Annotated in this window: 9 protein-coding genes and 4 pseudogenes; 5 read left to right on the top strand and 8 right to left on the bottom strand. The window is 39.5% G+C overall.

All coding sequences use genetic code 11. The features are described from left to right. Nucleotides 1-7: 7 nt before the first annotated feature. Together ACZ1G6_RS00780 and ACZ1G6_RS00775 are read right to left on the bottom strand one after the other, a co-directional pair. Nucleotides 8-1,879, bottom strand: coding sequence for a putative bifunctional diguanylate cyclase/phosphodiesterase (locus tag ACZ1G6_RS00780; protein WP_472617636.1), 1,872 nt, complete (start codon nt 1,877-1,879; stop codon nt 8-10). Nucleotides 1,880-1,941: 62 nt separating this feature from the next. Further along, nucleotides 1,942-3,204 carry a Xaa-Pro dipeptidase gene (locus ACZ1G6_RS00775; protein ID WP_472617635.1) on the bottom strand — a complete coding sequence of 421 codons (1,263 nt, stop codon included), beginning with the start codon at nt 3,202-3,204 and terminating at the stop codon, nt 1,942-1,944. A gap of 218 nt (nt 3,205-3,422) precedes the next feature. Here ACZ1G6_RS00775 and ACZ1G6_RS00770 point away from each other — a divergent pair, with 218 nt between their 5' ends. Continuing rightward, nucleotides 3,423-4,250 (top strand): substrate-binding periplasmic protein, encoded by an 828-nt coding sequence (locus ACZ1G6_RS00770; RefSeq protein WP_472617634.1) that lies wholly within the window; start codon nt 3,423-3,425, stop codon nt 4,248-4,250. 27 nt (nt 4,251-4,277) lie between these two features. On the opposite strand, the pseudogene ACZ1G6_RS00765 reads toward ACZ1G6_RS00770, so the two are convergent. Together ACZ1G6_RS00765 and ACZ1G6_RS00760 are read right to left on the bottom strand one after the other, a co-directional pair. Then, a pseudogene (locus ACZ1G6_RS00765) lies at nt 4,278-4,770 on the bottom strand (MarR family winged helix-turn-helix transcriptional regulator). A gap of 45 nt (nt 4,771-4,815) precedes the next feature. Beyond that, the gene (locus tag ACZ1G6_RS00760; protein WP_472617633.1) at nt 4,816-6,783 is read right to left on the bottom strand and encodes a BCCT family transporter; all 1,968 of its coding nucleotides are present in this window, start codon (nt 6,781-6,783) and stop codon (nt 4,816-4,818) included. Between the two features lie 281 nt (nt 6,784-7,064). Here ACZ1G6_RS00760 and ACZ1G6_RS00755 point away from each other — a divergent pair. Further along, nucleotides 7,065-9,717 (top strand): annotated as a pseudogene (locus ACZ1G6_RS00755) (TonB-dependent receptor). Nucleotides 9,718-9,822: 105 nt separating this feature from the next. Then, the gene (locus ACZ1G6_RS00750) at nt 9,823-11,796 is read left to right on the top strand and encodes a tetratricopeptide repeat-containing sulfotransferase family protein (protein WP_472617632.1); all 1,974 of its coding nucleotides are present in this window, start codon (nt 9,823-9,825) and stop codon (nt 11,794-11,796) included. Nucleotides 11,797-11,807: 11 nt separating this feature from the next. On the opposite strand, the gene ACZ1G6_RS00745 is transcribed toward ACZ1G6_RS00750, so the two are convergent. The 3 genes and pseudogenes from ACZ1G6_RS00745 to ACZ1G6_RS00735 all read right to left on the bottom strand — a co-directional run bounded on the left by ACZ1G6_RS00745 (nt 11,808) and on the right by ACZ1G6_RS00735 (nt 15,520). Continuing rightward, entirely contained in the window at nt 11,808-12,968 is a 1,161-nt protein-coding gene (locus ACZ1G6_RS00745) for a hypothetical protein (protein WP_472617631.1), read from the bottom strand. Nucleotides 12,969-13,074: 106 nt separating this feature from the next. Further along, nucleotides 13,075-13,782: pseudogene (locus ACZ1G6_RS00740) on the bottom strand (TonB-dependent receptor domain-containing protein); the annotation flags it as partial. 55 nt (nt 13,783-13,837) lie between these two features. Next, complete coding sequence (locus ACZ1G6_RS00735; RefSeq protein ID WP_472617630.1) at nt 13,838-15,520, bottom strand: TonB-dependent receptor; 1,683 nt, start codon at nt 15,518-15,520, stop codon at nt 13,838-13,840. Between the two features lie 211 nt (nt 15,521-15,731). On the opposite strand from ACZ1G6_RS00735, the gene ACZ1G6_RS00730 reads away from it, so the two are divergent. Then, nucleotides 15,732-17,351, top strand: a complete 1,620-nt coding sequence (locus tag ACZ1G6_RS00730) for a tetratricopeptide repeat-containing sulfotransferase family protein (protein WP_472617629.1) — start codon at nt 15,732-15,734, stop codon at nt 17,349-17,351. Nucleotides 17,352-17,372: 21 nt separating this feature from the next. Here the strand turns inward: ACZ1G6_RS00730 and ACZ1G6_RS00725 are convergent, their stop codons facing one another. After that, on the bottom strand, nt 17,373-18,296 hold the full coding sequence (locus tag ACZ1G6_RS00725) for a glycosyltransferase (RefSeq protein WP_472617628.1): 924 nt from the start codon (nt 18,294-18,296) through the stop codon (nt 17,373-17,375). Nucleotides 18,297-18,447: 151 nt separating this feature from the next. Here ACZ1G6_RS00725 and ACZ1G6_RS00720 point away from each other — a divergent pair. Next, nucleotides 18,448-19,347, top strand: a pseudogene (locus ACZ1G6_RS00720) (glycosyltransferase). Nucleotides 19,348-19,543 lie beyond the last annotated feature (196 nt).

Genomic DNA, 19,543 nt, shown 5'->3' with positions numbered 1-19,543 from the left:
AGGGTCATTAGGCCTTACCGATAATCTCAATTGGTACAGGCTTCGACCAATAGAAACCTTGCCCAATATCACAGCCGAGGTTTCGAAGTTGGTCTCTAGTGGCTTCATGCTCTATGCCTTCTGCAACGCTTTTTAAACCCAAACTATCTGCCATTTTAATTATAGCCTTTACTAGTCGTTTGTTTTGTTTTGTGCCATCTAACTCACTCACAAATGAGCGGTCAATTTTTAATTTTGTCGCGTTAAATTTATGTAAGTAACCTAAGTTTGAATATCCCGTTCCAAAATCATCAATAGCAACTGTCAACCCCCATTCACGCAGTTGGGCCAACTGTTGTCTAATCGCTTCTGCTTCATCTAATAGCATAGACTCAGTAAGTTCAACTTCCAGTGCATGAGGGGGTAACCCTGACTTTTCAAGTGCATGCTTAATTGTCGTACATAATTTACCATCTTTAAATTGTACAACCGATAAATTTACTGAAACACGCAAGTTTGGATATGTTTTTTGCCTGATGCTTTGACAATCTATGCAAGCCTGCTCTATTGCCCAACGTCCTAATTCATTAATAAGTCCACCTTGTTCGGCTACTGGGATAAATTTATCGGGTGGGATCAGTGATCCATCGCTTTGAGGCCATCTCAATAATGCTTCAATCATGATCATCTCATCACTAAGTAAATCGACCATAGGTTGATAAAAAACCCTAAACGCATTGTTATCAAGTGCAGGTCTCATAAGTTGTAAAATAGCAAACTTATCCTCACTAGCTTTATCTAGGGTATCGTTGTAGTAGCGATAGGTATTACGACCAGCTTCTTTTGCTTGATACATTGCAAGATCTGCTTTGCGGCATAACTGCTTAAAATCAGTGCCATGCTCAGGTGCAATGGCAATGCCTAGTGATGCGGATACTAAGACTTGCGTCTCAAGTATCTCAAATAACGAAGCACACTGTGCAATTAAAGAATGAGCAACTGTATCTAGCTGCTCTTTTGACCCAAGCGTTGGATTAAGTATTAAAAATTCATCTCCACCAAATCGTATAATATGAGAATTTGCTCCCATCGCAGATTTGAGCCGCGTTGTCAGCTTTATCAGTAACTCATCTCCTGCTTCATGGCCCAATACATCGTTGATCGGCTTAAAGTTATCAAGATCAATGAAAAATATCGCTAATGCTTGTTGCTGTGCTAAACATTGTTTGAGAACGCTATCATAGAGACTCTGTCCGTATAAGCGATTGGGCAAGCCCGTTAAAGAATCATGATGAGCAAGGTGTTGAATTTCAGCCCGACTGTTTTGTACTTTGATATTTTCATCATGTAAAGACAACATGAGCCTTTTGATATCGCTAACTAAAATATATACGCTAAAACCCGTAATCACGAATATGACTACAACGAAAATCAAATGAGACCAACTTAAACTTGGCACATTTGGTTCAATCGTCTGGCTTAAGGTCAACCAAGCGATAATTATGCACTGAGCAATAACAAAACCAAGAGTCGATGAAAATAAACCCACTCCTCCTAATAAGGCTGCAAAAATTAAAATGCCAGGATAACCCAATACTGCGAGGTCAAATAAACCTGCACCAATTAAACTAAATACGAAAAGCATCGCTGACATTGATATTAGTAATATGTAGGCTGAAATCGTGACATGTCTTACAAATGCAAAACAAAATGAGATGAGTAAGAAAACAATGCCGGCGCTAAATACATAAATCGATAGACCACGCGCGACAAATATAGATGCAATAAGACCTATTGAGGTAATACCACAGATTTGCATAAGGCGATATCGCCTTATCTGCTGGAGAAAGTCCTTCTCTTGAGTAGTCACCAAGCGCCCTGTATCTTGCTCTTGAGTCATATATACCCTAAGTCTATACAGCCATCCCTATCCTTGTGTATGACTGTAGTAAATTGAAATATTTATTGTGTAAACACAACTCCGCCTTTCATCACAAAAGACACGTTTTCTAGTAAGGTAATGTCTTCTAAAGGGTTACCTTTAACCGCAATAATATCGGCAAATTTCCCCGAAGAAATAGCGCCTATATTTGCCTCTTGCTTGAGCAATGTTGCAGCATTTATAGATGCCGCCTGTATTGCTTCGATAGGCGTCATACCAAATTCTACCATTCTTGATAATTGCTTTAGATTATCGCCATGAGGATAAACACCGGCATCTGTCCCCATCACCATATTCACACCTGCTTCAAGCGCTTTTGTAAAGTTTTCACGTTGAATACGTCCCACTGTGCGTTCTTTATCTAGACTCTCTTGTGAAATACCTGCAGCTTCTCCTTCACCTAATATATATTCGGTCACATAAATATCCATAGATAAATAGGTGCCTTTTTCTTTAGCTAGCGCAATTCCTTTATCATCAATAAAGCTTGCATGCTCGACTGAATCAACACCTGCTGCAATAGCATCATAGATGCCTTGTGTACCATGTGCGTGGGCAGCTACAGTGACACCTCTGCGATGTGCTTCGCTGACTATCGCCTTCATCTCTTCTAATGAAAACTCTTGTGCACCAACCTTTGTACCTTTCGACAACACGCCACCAGTTGCTTTTATTTTTATTAAATCAGCGCCATATTTTACATTTTCACGCACTTGTTGTATCGCTGACCATGGCCCGTCTACAACGCCCAAGGTAGAGGTAGGCATATCATGAGGTAATAAATTATTGTCACCATGACCACCTGTTATTTGAAGTGAAGGCCCTGAGACAAACATCCGTGGGCCGATAAAATCTTCAGCGGCTATAGCATCTCTCATGGCGACGTCAATAAAAGCGCCCGCGCCAAGGTTTCTCACTGTGGTAACACCGGCTAACAAAGTTTGTTTGGCGTATTTAACACCCCGAAATGCTTTTCTTGCTTGTGATGTTGTTAGCCGACGCAAACCATGTTCATTTGCGTCGGAAGTTAAATGTGTATGCGTATCAATTAGGCTAGGAAGCAAAGTATGGCCCCGAAGGTCAATAAGTGTATCACCCTCTTTAGTATTGAGTTCAGATGAACTTTCAACACTTACAATTCGTTCATCGACAATTTCGATGCGAGCATGTTTAACGTATTGACCTTTCAAGACGTCAATATAAGCGTCAGCAACAATTACCGTGCTAGCAAAGCATTGGTGACTTACCGTAATTAATAAACATAGCAATATCCAAATACGCATGCAGTAGCACTCCAAATTAGTGAATATGGTAAACGTTAAATAAAGATGAATCTTAACAAAAAGAATAGTTTATCTTGGCTCTTTTATCCAGTTATGCCAGACCAAGATAGAACTTTGAAACGACAACCAAATGTTAATTATATTTACATTTGGTTAACCTATTCGCAATATTTGTTTATTTATTGTACAATCTGGACAGCACAATAAGGACGAATATTATGAAAACGCTCAATAGCCTGTTAGTCATAGTGTTGTCTTTTGCCCTAGCATCATGTGGACAAGAGACTTCTTCTTCCAATCAAAATGTCCCCATCTCTGAGGAAAATTCCTCGCTACCTACATCTCCTGTATGCTCTTTAACACTTGGTTTTGATACATGGGAGCCTTATCAATATTTAGATATTGATGGCCAAGCAAGAGGCTTGGATATTGAATTGATATCGAAAGTAGTTGAAGATACTGACTGTACCATAGTGTATGTTCAAGATTCTTGGGTATCGTTATTAGAATCTCTTCGCTTAGGCGAGGTAGACATGCTGCTAGGCGCATCAAAAACCCCTTCACGTGAAGAGTTTGCTTATTTTAGTTTGCCATACCGAAGCGAAGAATTTGCGTTGTATATTAGAGCTGATGATACTAAAAGTTTAGCTAAAACCAACATTGCAGATTTCATCCAATCACAAAGTAAAATTGGTGTGGTTGAGGACTATTTTTATGGTCAGGATATCTCAATATTGTTAGATGATGAACAAAGTTCAAAATACTTTGAGTTTGCCATTATGGGCGAGTTAAATATTGCTCGATTGCTTGATATGGATATTGATGGATTTTTAGAAGATAGCTTTGTCGGTGCATCAATCATAAGGCGTAAAGGCTTAAGTGAACTCATAATTATGCATGGACATACAATCAAAACGGGTGATATTTTTGTCATGTTTAGCCAAAACTCTGTCGATGAGCAATTTGTGGCCTCTTTTAACCAGTCAATGGCTAAGTTCAAAAAAAGCGAAACGTATCGTGAAATTATGACAAAGTACTCAAAATAGAAAACTGGCTTCGTATGTCTGTTGGGTTTAATTTATATCTTCTATTTCTTTTGATTTTAAATTACCAATTTCTAAAACAGGCGCGGCATCGATGTTTTCAGCATCCATCATTAAAGCAATTCGCTGCATGGTAGCAACCATTTGACTCTGCTCCCATTCAGCTAACTGTGCAAATCGATTGATAAAGTGCTCTTGGAAAGGCAAAGGCGCTTTTGTTAGCATTTCTTGGCCCTCTTTGCTTAAAAACACCCCAACTTTTCGTTTGTCTTCTGTGCTTCTTACTCGTTGCGCCAATCCTTTCGCGACAAGTCTATCAAGAATACTAGTGACGGTTGCAGGTGATAGATTAATATTTTCAGCAAGTTGCTTGATCATAATACTCTGGTTGAGCGCCAACATTGCGCATGACAATAAGTTGCGGGCCGGTCAAGCCGGCTTCTTTGTTCAACTGCCGTGAACGTAGATCAATGGCACGTATTACTCGGCGTATTGCTATTAGCAATTCTTCGTCTTTTTTCATTGGTTTATCACCTTCATTCCTTTGCCTTATATTTTACCCCAAGGTTTATCTCAACAAGTGTAAAAAGTGCTGATGCTTATGGTATTGGTCTATTACATCGTTTATTACCGCAAGCTTTGACCATCCCATTATATCGTAATCTTGGCCGCCTTCGCTCAAATGCACCTCAGCACGATAATACATATTGTCATCATCATGCATACTATCTTGGTCATTTGTGGCAAAATCTGGTTGTACGTGCATACGCCTCCACACAGCATAAACAAACCTTTGCTCATCTCCATGATGCACAACAATTTCTACCCCGCCATCGTTCACTTCGATGGTGGTGTGTATATCATATTTTATAAATTCCTCTTTGACACTTTCAAATGCAGGACAAACAACATTATTAAGGTAATTTTGAACTGTCGTCTTATTTGGAAACTCCACAATGTTACCCAAACGTTCCTGCCATGCTTGTTTGTTGTCAGAAGGATAAGCAGTCATGACATTCATTAGCTGTGATTCTCGTTTGAATTCATCCACACGCAAAGCTTTCATTAAGCCAATAAGCGAGACTAGTAAAATTAATGCAAAGGGTAAGGCTGAAGCAATTGTCATCGTTTGCAATGCAGTTAAGCCCCCTGCTGCAAGTAATATTGCCGCTACTATTCCTACACCTAATGCCCAATAAATACGTTGCCAAACAGGTGTGTCGTTACGCCCATGTGAACACAACATATCTACTACCATTGCGCCAGAATCGCAAGAAGTTACAAAGAAAATAACGACCATTAAAATCGCAATTCCCGATAGTAACTCTGAATAGGGGAAATACGCTAGAAACAAAAATAATGCAGACGGTGCATCATCGTTTACCATGCTACTTAGACCCGTTCGGCCTTCATTAATAATGAACTCGATTGCAGAATTGCCAAAAACAGTCATCCAAAGCAGAGTAAACGCGGTGGGAATAAGCAGCACACCAAAGACAAATTCGCGTATTGTTCTACCACGAGAAATACGTGCGATAAATAGCCCAACAAAAGGCGCCCACGCAAGCCACCACCCCCAATAAAAGATAGTCCAACCTCCTATCCAATCTGTTTTTTCATAAGTGAATAGGTTAAAGGTATTTCGAACAATGTCAGACAAATATGCACCGGTATTTTGCAAATATGCCTGTAGCAAAAATACGGTTGGTCCTAGAATTAAGATAAAAACAAGTAAGGCGACAGCTAAAATCATATTGGCTTCAGACAAGCGTCGAATGCCTTTGTCTAGACCAGAAACAACCGACACAATCGCAATCGCGATTATGCCAATCATGAGTAATATTTGATTTGTTGCACTGACTTCAAGTCCTAGCAAATAGCTTAAGCCACTATTGATTTGTGCAGCCCCTAAACCTAAGGATGTTGCAACACCAAAGATAGTGCTGATAACGGCAAATGTATCGACCATATGTCCAGGCCAACCATATATTTTATCGCCAATTAGCGGATACAAAGAAGAGCGCAAAGTTAATGGTAATTGATGTCGAAAACAAAAATACGCCAAAATAAGTGCAACCACTGCATAAATAGCCCATGCATGCAGCCCCCAATGGAAAAATGTTGTTCTCATCGCTTCTCGTACCGCTTCTGTCGAGCTAAGTGCTGCACTTGGAGGCGATAGATAATGCATAACCGGCTCAGCGACGCCAAAGAACATGAGCCCTATACCCATTCCTGCCGCAAATAGCATCGATAACCATGTTAATAAAGAATAATCAGGGACAGCGTGATCTGGCCCTAAACGGATACTGCCATAACGCGATACACCTAAAAATATTACGGATACAAGAATAATCGCCACACTTAGTACATAAAACCAACTGCCATTAACGACAATGCTTGCTTGCATCGTTTGAAATAATTGGTCAGCTGTTTTTGGGGCAATGACCGCAAACAGCAATATCAATACAATTGCGATAGAGGATGGGATAAAAACCATCTTGTTTAGAGGTGATGAAGTAGATGTTGAAAGCACGTTTTGTCCCACAAATTAAAAACAAGAGAAGATTATCTTACTCTATAAACAATTGCTATTCACATCAGTACTAATTTTTAGATATCAAAGTAGTTTTTATTACAATTATTATGGCAAAAGTCAGTTTAATGGGCTAAAAATAGAAATAAAGGTAATAAAAGGACTTAAATTTAGTTAGAATACAACGTAATTTGTAGAAAGTTATCAACTCAACAAGCAAGATTGAGTTTAATACTCTGCATTGTAATACTTATAACGAAACCTAAAAAGGGTCCACACACATGATTAAATCAAGAATCAGTCTAGCCGTGATTGCCGCGCTAGCAAGTTCTTCGATATACGCACAAGAAGCAAATGAAAGTGCAAAAGCAAAAATAGAAACTATCGATGTTACTGCAACTAAACGAACTGAATCAATTCAGGATGTACCTGTATCAGTAACCGCCTTAAATGGTGAGGCACTGGAAAACTTGGGAATTGATAACTTTGGTGACTATGTCGAGTTCTTACCAAACGTGACATTCCAAGGAACAGGTCCAGGGCAAAATGAGATCTATATTCGTGGTGCTGCGACAACACAAACCAACATATCAGTATCTTCAGTTCAAGCACTACAACCCTCCGTTGCTTTATATTTAGATGAACAACCGATCTCCATGCAAGGTAGAAACCTTGATGTGTTTGCTACTGATATGGAACGTATTGAAGTACTCCCTGGGCCACAAGGCACGCTATTTGGCGCAAGTTCACAATCAGGGACCGTTAGACTTATTACTAAAAAACCAGATCATTTTGGTTTTTCAGCCGGCGTTGATACCGACTTTGCATTTACCAGTGGTGGTGAAGACAGCAGTACAGTAGAAGCTTTTATGAATTTTGCACTTACTAATGATTTAGCTGTACGTGTGGCTGCATATAATTCTAGACAAGGCGGTTGGATTGACAATATTCAAAATCGACCTTAGTGAAGGAGGTTATAACGGCAGTGCAATTGTTATTGATCGCATCTCTGGTGGTGTACTAAGCGACCCAGCGAATACGCCTGTCACCCCACCAAACAATGATTTATTGGTTGAAGATGATATTAATGACGCAATATATGCAGGTGCGCGTTTTAGTCTATCTTATTTAATTAATGATGATTGGACCTTACTAGTTCAACACACTCAACAAACCTTAGAAACAGAAGGTGTGTTCTCATACGATCCTAACTTGTCAGGCGACAGCTCAACAAATCGCTTCACGCCAGAAGATAACGACGATGAGTTTGGCTTAACCACTTGGACATTGGAAGGACGACTTGCCAAGTTAGATGTAGTGTATACCGGTGGTTATTTGAATCGAGATATAGATTCAACAATAGACTATACAGGCTACACTAATGGTGGCTTATTTTCAGCCTATTACGTATGTAATCATTATGAAGCGGCTACACCTGCCGATGAACGCTGCCTAGACCCAACTAAGTTCTACAAAGAAGATACTTCAACTAAGCGCGTCACTCATGAGCTACGTTTAAACACCGATCTTGAAAAAGACTGGCGTATTACAGCTGGTATTTTCTATGATGATCAAGACGTTAATACCATTGGCTTGTTTAACATTGCTAATACCGAGTTAGGTTTTTTCACTGACTTACAAAGAACACTTGTTGGTACCGAAGGTATCAATAGTGATGGCGGACCTTTCCCATCTGAGATTAGCTTTATTAATGATGTAAGGCATGGCATTGAGCAAATTGCTCTATTTGGACAGTTAGAATATGACATTAGCGATACGTTAACGGCAAGCTTTGGCGCTCGCTGGTATCAAATCGATGATATATATAAAGGCTCAACAAGTACGGTTGATGTTAGCCGACGTTTACGTGCATTTGGTACCTTAGATCCAAACGAACTAAGCGCAGTTGGACTTGATCCAGCGGCGGTTAATGCTGCGGTTGCTAGTGGTCAACTAGAAGTCGATTTGTTAGATGATAATGGCGTACTGACGGTTGATGATACAATATTTAAGTTTTCATTAGACTGGAAAGCATCAGATGATGTCCTGTTTTTTGGGACTTACTCTGAAGGTTTCAGACCACCAGTTACCAATCGTGTAGGCGGTGGATTAGCCACTAACCAAAGCGGCGCATTTGAGAACTTCAGAATACCCGTGTACTCCTTAACCGATACACTCAAAAACTATGAGTTGGGCATGAAGGGTGATTTCTTAGAAGGTATATTGCGCGTAAATGCTACGGCGTTTTATTCTGAAATTACAGATTTACAAACATCAAGGTTTGACCCAACCAATATCAGTTTCTTAGTATTTACCGATAATGTGGGTGATGCTGAAATTACAGGCTTAGATGCCGATATTACATGGCTAGCAACTGACAACTTAGTAATATCAGGAGCATTTAGCGTTTTAGATACTGAACTTACTTCGATTAACCCAGAGCTAGACGGTATTGCCCTACCTGTTGGTGCAGAGCTTCCTTATTCTGCAAGTTTTTCTGGTAACCTTCGCGCACAATACTTTTATGAGTTATCGGGCGGTTTAACAGGTTATGTAAATGCGTCGATGTCATATACGGGTGACAGACTTGCAGGCATGAACATGGATGCCTTTGTCGTAGAGGATGCAACTCGACTAATTTATGGCACAGGTTCAGGCCTTCCTATTCAGCAAGAAGCTGCTGTATTTGATGGCGTAACCTATACCGATGCCAATGGTAACCCATTCCAAGGCGGCCGTTACGTACAAGAAAGTTACGTTATTTCAAACGTATCTTTTGGTGTAACTAATGATGAATGGAAAGCGGAGCTTTATATTGACAACGTGTTTGACGAAAGCGCAGTGTTATATATTGATACTCAGCAATTTACGCCAAAAGTCGTGACTAATCGTCCTAGAACAATCGGTTTACGATTGTCTTACGATTTCTTTTAGGATTTAACTTATGAAAGGCAAGCTATATGCTTGCCTTTTTTTGTATCTAAAATTGGCTATCAACGGTAAAATGTCATCTGAATACAAAAGGATTAATAGGTAAAAATGATACAAAGTTTAGTGATTGAACAACAAATTAGACACGCAATATCACAAGCTAACTTTGTTGATGCGATTGCTTTATCCCAAAAAGCATTGAGCAAGGAATCGAAGCATGACAAGCAAATTGAGCTATTGTACATGCAAGCTGTGTCTTATCGATTAAACGGTGATTTCAATGATGCAATCGCGATTAACGAACAAATCATTCAAAGGCAAGCCAAGCATGCTAGGGCTCATCAAGAACTTGGATACATCTATGTAGCACAGCGTAACAATTTAAAAGCAGCCAAGTACTTTTATAGCGCAACACAGCTCAACCCTGCACTTATTTCAAGCTGGAAAGCACTGATACAGTTTTATCAAGACACTAAAAATCAAAACGCAATAAAAATAGCTTCTGCTCAAATTAAACATTTGTCAGGGCTACCTAAGGCCGTGCTACAAGCACGTGATTTGATGTATGACGGCAAATTATTAGACGCTGATAAGGTATGCCGCTCCTATCTTCAAAAAGATAAACATCACCCTGAGGCAATGTTACTACTTGCAGAGATAGGCATAGCACTGAAAGTATATAACGAGGCTGACTTCATACTGGAAAGTTTGCTATCTCTTTACCCCGAGCATCAAGCTGCTGGACTAGAGTACTTGAAGCTTCTTGCAAAGATGGGTCGCTTTCATGATGCTAATCAGTGCGCCAACAAATTACTTGAGCACTCACCTAAACACACTCAGATAATGACTGCTAAAGCTAATGCCTTAGTAGGACTTGGAGAGCTTGATACTGCTATATCAATTTACAATGAAATACTTGCCCTAGCCCCCGAACAAGCGGGCGTGTCACTTTTACTAGGGCACGCATACAAAGCGGCAGGTAAAGTTAAACAAGCGATTAGTTCATACCAAAAGGCATACGCCCTGAAACCTGATTTTGGAGATGCATATTGGAGTCTTGCTAATACCAAAACATATTCGTTTTCTGATGATGAAATACAAGCCATGCAATCACAGCTCAAACATACTAACATCACTGATGATGATCGTATTCACTTGCATTTTGCCTTAGGTAAAGCGTATGAAGATAACAAAGCGTTTAAGTCGTCGTTCAATCACTATGCCGAAGGGAATAATATTAAACATGCCATGAATGGCTACCAAAGTGAATTTATCAGCGAGCAAGTCGCTAACCAAAAGCGTATTTTTACACAAAGCTTCTTTGAAAAACTCAACGCAGATGAAACACTTGGACACAGCGCCTCCGATCCTATCTTTATTGTCGGTTTACCACGCGCGGGCTCTACATTATTAGAGCAAATACTTGCATCTCATTCGCAAGTTGACGGCACAATGGAGCTACACAATATCATGGCCTTAGCTGCCCGCATGCGAGGTAACAATCCGCCTTATCCTGATCTATTAAATACCTTGCCTGATACTTACTATAAGCGCTTTGGCGAGCAGTACATCAAAGATACTATGGTTTACCGTGACAAGGCGCCTTATTTTATTGATAAGATGCCCAACAATTTTATGCACGTGGGGCTAATTAAATTAATTCTACCAAATGCAAAAATAATAGACGCCAGACGAGAACCCATGGCCTGCTGTTTTAGTGGTTTTAAGCAGTTATTTGGTGAGGGACAAGACTTTACATACCAATTAGAAGATATTGCCCAATATTATAAGGATTATGTTTCATTGATGGCACATTGGGATAGTGTTTTACCTGAGTTTGTACTCAAAGTTCAACACGAAGACGTAATTGATGATCTTGAAGGACAAGTAAGCCGAATTTTGGATTTTTGTGGCCTGCCCTTTGAGCAAAATTGTGTTGATTTTCATAAAACCAAACGAGTAATCAAAACACCTAGCTCAGAACAAGTTCGTCAACCTATTTTTAAAACAAGTGTCGAACAATGGAAGCATTATGAAGCCTACCTCGCTCCACTGATTGAACGATTAGACGGCGTTAGATAATATCAAGATTATTACTCTTCAACTTGTTTATAAACAGGAACACACGCTTTGACTTCATAAGTATATCCTAATAGCTCTTCATCATTTGGCGTGATTAATAACACCGAAAAATCGTCAATAATGACCGAATGTTGATGCGCCTGTTTGTGGCAACTTGAGAATTTATAAGACTCAAAATGGAAAATAAAATCAGCAATAAGCTGCGCGATATGATTAGCATTGCTTTGAGCTTCAGGTATTGTCTGCTCAGCATCCTGTTCCGGTTGTGATGTGTTTCCTATCTCTTTTTGGCTCGCCTCAGCTTCCTCTATTGTTTGACTGAGCATCTCTAACGATTCAACAAATGTACGATGAGGGCCAAACAACGCAGAATCATGAGGTTCCTCAGATGCTGTTCCAAGACTAGGCTCATTGCTGTTTTCTTGGATTTCTTGCGCTGCCTGTTCGTGCTCTGCATTTATGGTGACTATTGAGTTGCCATAATTCATGTTTATTTGCTTAAAATAAGGCGATGTTAATGTGAATAAAAGGTAGATAACCACTGGGATCAAGCAGATTCTAAGCACCATTGTTGTGCCAGCACGATGTTTATCTTCCCAATGGACAGGAAGCGTAATGCCAACAAGTTTAAATGGAATACTAATAAACAAAAGTAAGTTTGCCAAAATCAAAGCAAGCAAAAGAAAAAAGACGTTCGAGAGGAGCATCCAAAAAGGTAACATCACAAGCGTAGTGAAACCTAAGGTGAATATAAACGGAGTTGGTTCGATGCCAGTAATGGCATTTATTTTTACTGCGGCAAAGGCAAGTGCAAAATTAGCGGTACCAGCATATGTTACTAATACAATAGCTTTACCAATATTATGCTCCCACAAACGCTGGAACATGTTGAGCATTTCTCTAAAGAGCCCTACAAATGCAATTATGCCAATCAACCAAATATCAGTACTACTAACCGATGAAAAAATAGCGATCATCAAAAATAAGAATGCGGCGATAAAATAGCACTTTTGAGAAGTGTTATATTTAAATATCGTTTGTGAAAATTTTTCTTTATTTAAGCGCCTAATCGCGTGATATTTTTGAATAAAATATTTGCTTAATGAAGCACGTTTTTTTGGCGCTACGGGATCAGAACTGTCCTGCTCGTTTGATGTTATTTTTTGTATCATCAATCAATTCCCTTTAACTTGGTAATAAGAAGCCTCTTGGTCCAAGACAAAGAGGCTCCAAATTCGTACCATCTTAACACCATGGTACGCGTCTTACTTAATTGCTTTATTCAAACAAATAATTGAATCGAACACCTATGGTTCTTGGTCTTAGGACATTAGTAACAAAGCTTCTGACCGTTGCCCCTTCAACCGTTTGATTGATTAAAGGTGTGGATTGCACCCCCGTCTCAGCAAACTTATCAAACACATTATTCACATAAAGTGTCACATTCCAATTATCTAATGTATAAGCAACCCTTGCGTTCGCCACACCAAAGCTAGGTAAGGTATAAGCGCCACCAAGAGCACCAGTTCTAGATAAAATATCACTTTGCCATGCAAAATCAGCCGAGTAGTTTAACTCTGCTCCATGGTCGAGATCTTGAAAGTATGTAGTAGACAGTGAAATCTGCGTTTCAGGCGAACCCGGAAGCCTATCGCCAGAGCTACCATCAATAAACAAAGAACCAAAACCAGGTGGATCAATTGTTCTAATCAACGATGGGACATCTGCTGAAAGCTCACTTTTAGCGCGACTAAAAGACCCATTGATACGCCAACTGTCTGTTGCCAGCCAGTTAAATGTTGCCTCAATCCCTGTTGATTCTGCGCCATTTGCATTGATCGTAATTGGAATAGATGCATTCACTGTAGCAGAAGAAAGTTGGTTATCTTCCCACTCAATATAGTAAACGGCACCATTTAAGGTTAGGGTACCATCAAGCAATTGACTCTTGACTCCTAACTCGTGGTTTCTAGTTTTATCAGGCCCATAAGCTCTTTCGTCGAACTGTGCAAAATCATTTGGACCTGGTCCAAATTGCTGGCTATAGGGCTAAATTACAGTTACCTTGACTCGCATTTGGGTCAAAGTCTGGGCATGGACCACCGCCATTGCTTCCACCAATCCTAAAGCCTTCACTAATTGTTACATATACATTGACATCATCACTAAGCGCATATGAAGTATTCACTTTAAACAAGCTACCGCTATCATCTTCTGCCAAAGTAGGGTCAAAATCTCTCGCGGCGATAGTGTCAAGATCAGCTGCAACAAAGTCAGGGTCAAATAAAGGGAAATCGACCGTTGATTGACTTTCAATATCATATTCATAGTACCGCCCACCTAAAGTTACTTGCCACTGCTCATTAATTTGATAGGCAACTTCACCATAAATGGCTTGCTCGGTAATATCTGTCGCTCCTGCCGAGAAATACTCTAAATTATCAGGACGATCAAAGCCTGCAAACTGCGCGTAACCTGGCGTAAACTCTGATGATGAAGAAACGTTTTCCAATTTGTTGTAGAACGCTCCTACAATCCATGAAAAATCAGATTCATAAGTCGAAACTAGTCTTACTTCTTGGTTAAAGACCTCTTCTCGCTCTTCTTCAAGTGTAAAAGCCGTAAAAGTCGGAAAGGTTTCATACGAATATTCAAGGCTGATCAAAAGATCAGTTTGATCACGCTGACCCACTTCTTCATATTCTGATATGCCAGTAGCAGAGGTTAATTCAGCAAAACCCAAATCGGCTGTAATTTCCAACGCTAGTAAACTGGTGCTTTCATCGTTTGGCTCGAGCACACGTTGAGCATTTTCATACAAACCAGTAGGCAATTCACCTCGATGGCTCGAAATAGTTCTGCCTTCATTTTCTTCCTCTTGGAAGTAGTAAGTCAACGTCGAATCAACATACTCATTTGGTTGCCAGCGAAGCGCAATTTTACCCGTATATGATTCTTGTCCGTTAACGTCTTCTTGCGGGGCAAGTTGGTCACTGCCCCGTGGTGAATCGGGTTCAGAAACCCCAATTTCCCTTACAATAAAAGGCTGGTCAATGAAACCAGGGTCGTCATATCGGTCTAAAGAAGCACGAAATGCAAAGGTTTCGCTTAATGCTGTATTCACAGTAAAACCAATATCCGTGCCCAAGTCATCACTTTCGTTAGTGCTAAACAAGTCTGTACGTACTTCTAACTCGTCGCTATCAAACTTTGGTTTAACTGGTATATAACGAATCGCGCCACTGAGCGTGCCAGCGCCATATAATGTACCTTGAGGACCAAGCAATACTTCGATACGTTCAAGGTCGTTAATTCGCAAATCTACCGCTAATGGTATCTCACCTAAATAGGTGGCTACTGTGCCGCCTTGTGTATTGCCATCACCTTGTCCAAGGGGGTTAGCATTTATACCTCTGACGATAATTGGGTTGCCGTTTCGACCGCCTTGGTCTAACGCTATGATACCGGGCACCAGCCTAAGTGCCTCAGAGATATCACCAATGCCTTGTTGTTCTAGTAATTTGCCATCAAGTGCTGCAATGTTAATCGGCACATCTTGCACAGAACCTGCACGACGAGTAGCCGTGACGGTGATTTGTTCAATTTGTGAAACTTTTTCGTCTTCGTCTGTCTGTGCAAAAGCAGGAACAACTAATGCACTGCTAGCAAGCGTAATGGCAACCGCTTGCGCAACTATATTGGGTGTAAAACTCAGGGTTTTCATGATGTAAGCGTCTCTAGTTGATATATTGATTAACACGTAATGCTTTTATTATTATTGTAGAGATCTAACGTGTAAGAACTTTCACTACCAAGCTTAGTGTGCATTAACTAGGCAGTTGTATCGAGTCTACTGTATACATCACAAATGAGTCAAATGGCATTGTTAGTGTAATAAGGCCCTTATTAATTCAAATTGCTAAAGCTCTATGATAGTGTTTTGGCAAAACGTCAATAATAAAAACGCGACTAATTATCCAATGTCCTTGTCAACTGAAGCACTTATTGAAAACAACTTATACCTTATGTCGATTGGGGACTATGAAAAAGTTCACCAAAGCGCGATTAAGCTTATTCATGACAATATTCATAACCCGGTACCATATTTTTTATTAGCTAAACTTTGTTTTGATCATAAAAATTATGAAAAATCTATTGGTCTTTTTGAGAAATCCTTATCATTAGAACCGACCAATGTCTATACGCTTATCTATTTTGCTCAAATGCTTTCACATATTGGGCAAAATGATAAATCGCGCATTACCGCCGAAAAAGCAGCAAAACAATCCCTTTCAAAAGCTCATCTTGCTGATACCTTAGGCGTGATATTTAGTCGGGCAGGCAATCATAAAAAGGCGGTTGTCTTTTTTGAAAAAGCCGTCAGCATAGATTCAAAACCTGCCAACTATCATTATAACTTGGCAGTTTCACTTCAATTCTTAGGTGATTTTACAGCTGCTGAACAATCGTATCTTAATACTCTTAAGAAAAATCCAGATGCCTATAAAGCCTTATCGTCATTAGTGGGTCTGAAGAAACAAACAAAAGAGCAAAACCATTTAGATTCTTTATTAGCAGCTAAGCAGAAGATAAAAAATGACGCAAATGCAACATTGTATTTAGGACATGCTATTGCTAAAACATACGAAGATTTCGGCGACTATAAAACTAGTTTTAAGTATCTACAAGAAGCAAAAAAGGCAAAACTAGGACATTCATGCACGCTTGACTACAATAATATCTGTCGTGCGGCTAAACGAACAGGTATCAATATTGAGAATATTTCTGACGACAAACCTAGTCATAATCGTCCAATTTTTATTGTAGGGCTGCCTCGCACCGGCACGACACTGGTTGATAGAATTATTTCTAGTCATCAGCATGCAACATCGTGCGGTGAGCTTAATACCTTTGCAGAACTCACAAAAAAGATAGCACAGACTTCATCGAATTTGGTGTTAGATGCACAAACCCTTGAATCAGCGATCAATACCGACTTAGCCAAGGTTGGGCAGCAGTATATGGCCTCTACGCTTCCTTTACGGGCAAATGCAGAGGTTTTTACCGACAAAATGCCATTAAATTTCTTCTATGCTGGACTAATTTTACAAGCATTACCTAATGCAAAAGTCATTGCTTTGAGGCGTGGAGCAATGGATAGCTGCTTAAGCAATTATCGGCAATTGCTTACTACTGAGCACGCCTATTATGATTATACATATAGCTTAGATAATACAGCCGACTTCTATAAAGAATTCGACGGCCTGATGACATATTTTAGACAAAGCCTACCAAATGATAGATTCATGGAAGTATATTATGAGGATATCGTTGCCAATCAAGAAACTGAAACAAGAAAAATCTTGTCGTTTTGCGGGCTTGATTGGGATGAGGCTTGTTTACGCTTTCACGAAAACACAGCAGCAGTGTCAACCGCAAGCTCTGTCCAAGTTCGACAACCATTATATTCAGGCTCTATCGGCCGATGGAAGCGCTACGGAAATCTAGTCGACGGCTTGCAAGGCCGATTGGGAGCGTTGGCCAAAAGGGATTAGTTTCATCAATCCCTTTAACGACTATCTAAAGTGACCTAGGATTACCTTTGCGACTATGCGCCAAGGACCTTGCCAAAATGGATGATATACTAGTGCTCTTAACAGCGCTACCAAAGCGCTTTTGTATGACCTTTGGCTAAACTCATACGCCGATTTTCGAGAATAAAAAGCACTAAACCCTCTTCTCCATTTTATGAATGAAACTGCATTTGGATATTTAGCCCTAAAATTTCTTAAAATTTGTTCATTAGAAATAAATCGCTCTATTTTATCGCTTGAAATTTGTGTCCTCATAACACGATAACTGGCAACTATTTTTGCTTGATAAACAAATTGATGATCTACCGACAGCCTCAACCACAAATCATAGTCATCCGCATATCTAATTCTTTCATCAAACCCAACTATTGCTTTTACTGCATCCGTCCGCATTAAGGCGGTTGTTATGCTGACAGAGTTATCTTTTAACAGATGCTCGGTAATCATCCCTGAATAACGTCGCATATTTTTATCACTTACAAATGCCCCTGTTTCGTCTATTAATTTTTCGTCAGCATGAATAACATCGTATTGTTTATGGGCTTCTAAATATGCTACCTGTTCACTAATTTTAGTAGGCTCAATTAAATCGTCAGAGTCAAGGATGGCCAAGTATTCACCGCTAGCCATTTCGATGCCTCGGTTTCTAGCAGCACCTTGCCCCTGATTTTCTTGATAACGATAAGTAATTCTTGTATCGGCTAAAAATGGTGAAATGACATGTTTTGTCATATCAGTCGAGCCATCGTCAATAATAATGTACTCGATATTTTGATAATCTTGATTTAAAACGCTTTGTAAAGTCAGTAGCAAATAGTCTGCTCTATTGTATGTAGCAGTGATTATCGATACTAATGGGCTAGCTTTGTGCAACTTCTTGCTCTCTTGCAAAATAATATTGTTCAAAAGTACCCTAATAAGCTGGAAAATAATACCCACAATAAATTAGCTACACTCTAGTGCTTAATAAGCCAATGGCGTAACATATAAGTAAGGAGTGATTTTAATAAATAATCAACACTCTAAATAAATACAAATTTTAACCATCCAGAAGCAGATGAAAATCAACATGAAAGCGAACGCTAAAGTATCGATAATCGTACCTACCTATAATAGAGCACAGCTAATTCAAGAAGCCATAGATAGTGTGCTTGAGCAAACATATGATAATTGGGAACTCATTATCATTGACGACGGTTCAAGCGATGATACTAAGTTAGTAATCGATGCGTACAAAGACGACCGAATTATTTATCGCTATCAAGAAAACTAGGGACAAAGCACTGCCAGAAATGTTGCGCTAGACATCTGCACTGGCGATTACGTTTGCTTTTTAGATTCTGACAACAAGTGGATGCCTCACAAACTTGAAACTACCCTTAAAGCGTTTGAAAGTGATCCTAGCATAGATATAGTATACGCGGAATTTGTTACCATTGATGAACAAGGAAATGAAATTAGCAAAGAACGAAGTATGGCAAGATATTCAGGGCAGATAACCCAATATTTACTTCGAGATAACTACATTACAATGAATACTGCAATGGTAAAAAAGAAGTGTTTTGATGTTATGGGCGGTCTTGATTCAAGCATTCCAGTTGCGGACGATTATGATTTGTGGCTCAGGATGTCAACGCAATACAAATTTTTATACATAAATGAGTTTATTGCTTATTACAGGGTCATGAAAAATCAAATCTCGAGTGACAAGGACAAACGTTTTTTGTCCAATGAAAATATACTTCGAAATTTTCGAAAACGCTTTCCAAACGCCGTATCAACACTGCAATGGAGAAGAGGCTTTAGTGCCTTTTATACCCGCAAAGCGGTTTATGAATTCGGTAAAAAAAGGAAACAAAAAGGAATAAAATCATTAATTAAAGCTATGTCGCATCATCCCTTCTGGCAAGGACCATGGCGCGTTATAGCGAAATTCATCCTTGGGTATTATAAATAAATATCAAAACGCCAAAAGTATTTATCTTATTTGTTTATTAAATTTTTTTAATCTAACTAAAAAGTGAAAATATCCCGCAGTCGCACTGTCTATTTTAGACAGTTTCTCGCCATCTAACTTTAGAAATAAAAATAATCATAAATCATATGCTTATGAAGATATAAGACTCTGCCTTGGGTATGTAAGTTGATTTATG

The organism is Glaciecola sp. HA4-3 (assembly GCF_055693685.1).
The sequence above is the reverse complement of the archived record's forward strand: the minus strand, read 5'-3'. Positions and strand labels throughout refer to the sequence as shown.

What these genes read in the sequence shown, in the direction of transcription:
- ACZ1G6_RS00780 (WP_472617636.1), bottom strand. Translation starts at nt 1,879, where the DNA reads ATGACTCAAGAGCAAGATACAGGGCGCTTGGTGACTACTCAAGAGAAG.
- ACZ1G6_RS00775 (WP_472617635.1), bottom strand. Translation starts at nt 3,204, where the DNA reads ATGCGTATTTGGATATTGCTATGTTTATTAATTACGGTAAGTCACCAA.
- ACZ1G6_RS00770 (WP_472617634.1), top strand. Translation starts at nt 3,423, where the DNA reads ATGAAAACGCTCAATAGCCTGTTAGTCATAGTGTTGTCTTTTGCCCTA.
- ACZ1G6_RS00750 (WP_472617632.1), top strand. Translation starts at nt 9,823, where the DNA reads ATGATACAAAGTTTAGTGATTGAACAACAAATTAGACACGCAATATCA.
- ACZ1G6_RS00745 (WP_472617631.1), bottom strand. Translation starts at nt 12,968, where the DNA reads ATGATACAAAAAATAACATCAAACGAGCAGGACAGTTCTGATCCCGTA.
- ACZ1G6_RS00735 (WP_472617630.1), bottom strand. Translation starts at nt 15,520, where the DNA reads ATGAAAACCCTGAGTTTTACACCCAATATAGTTGCGCAAGCGGTTGCC.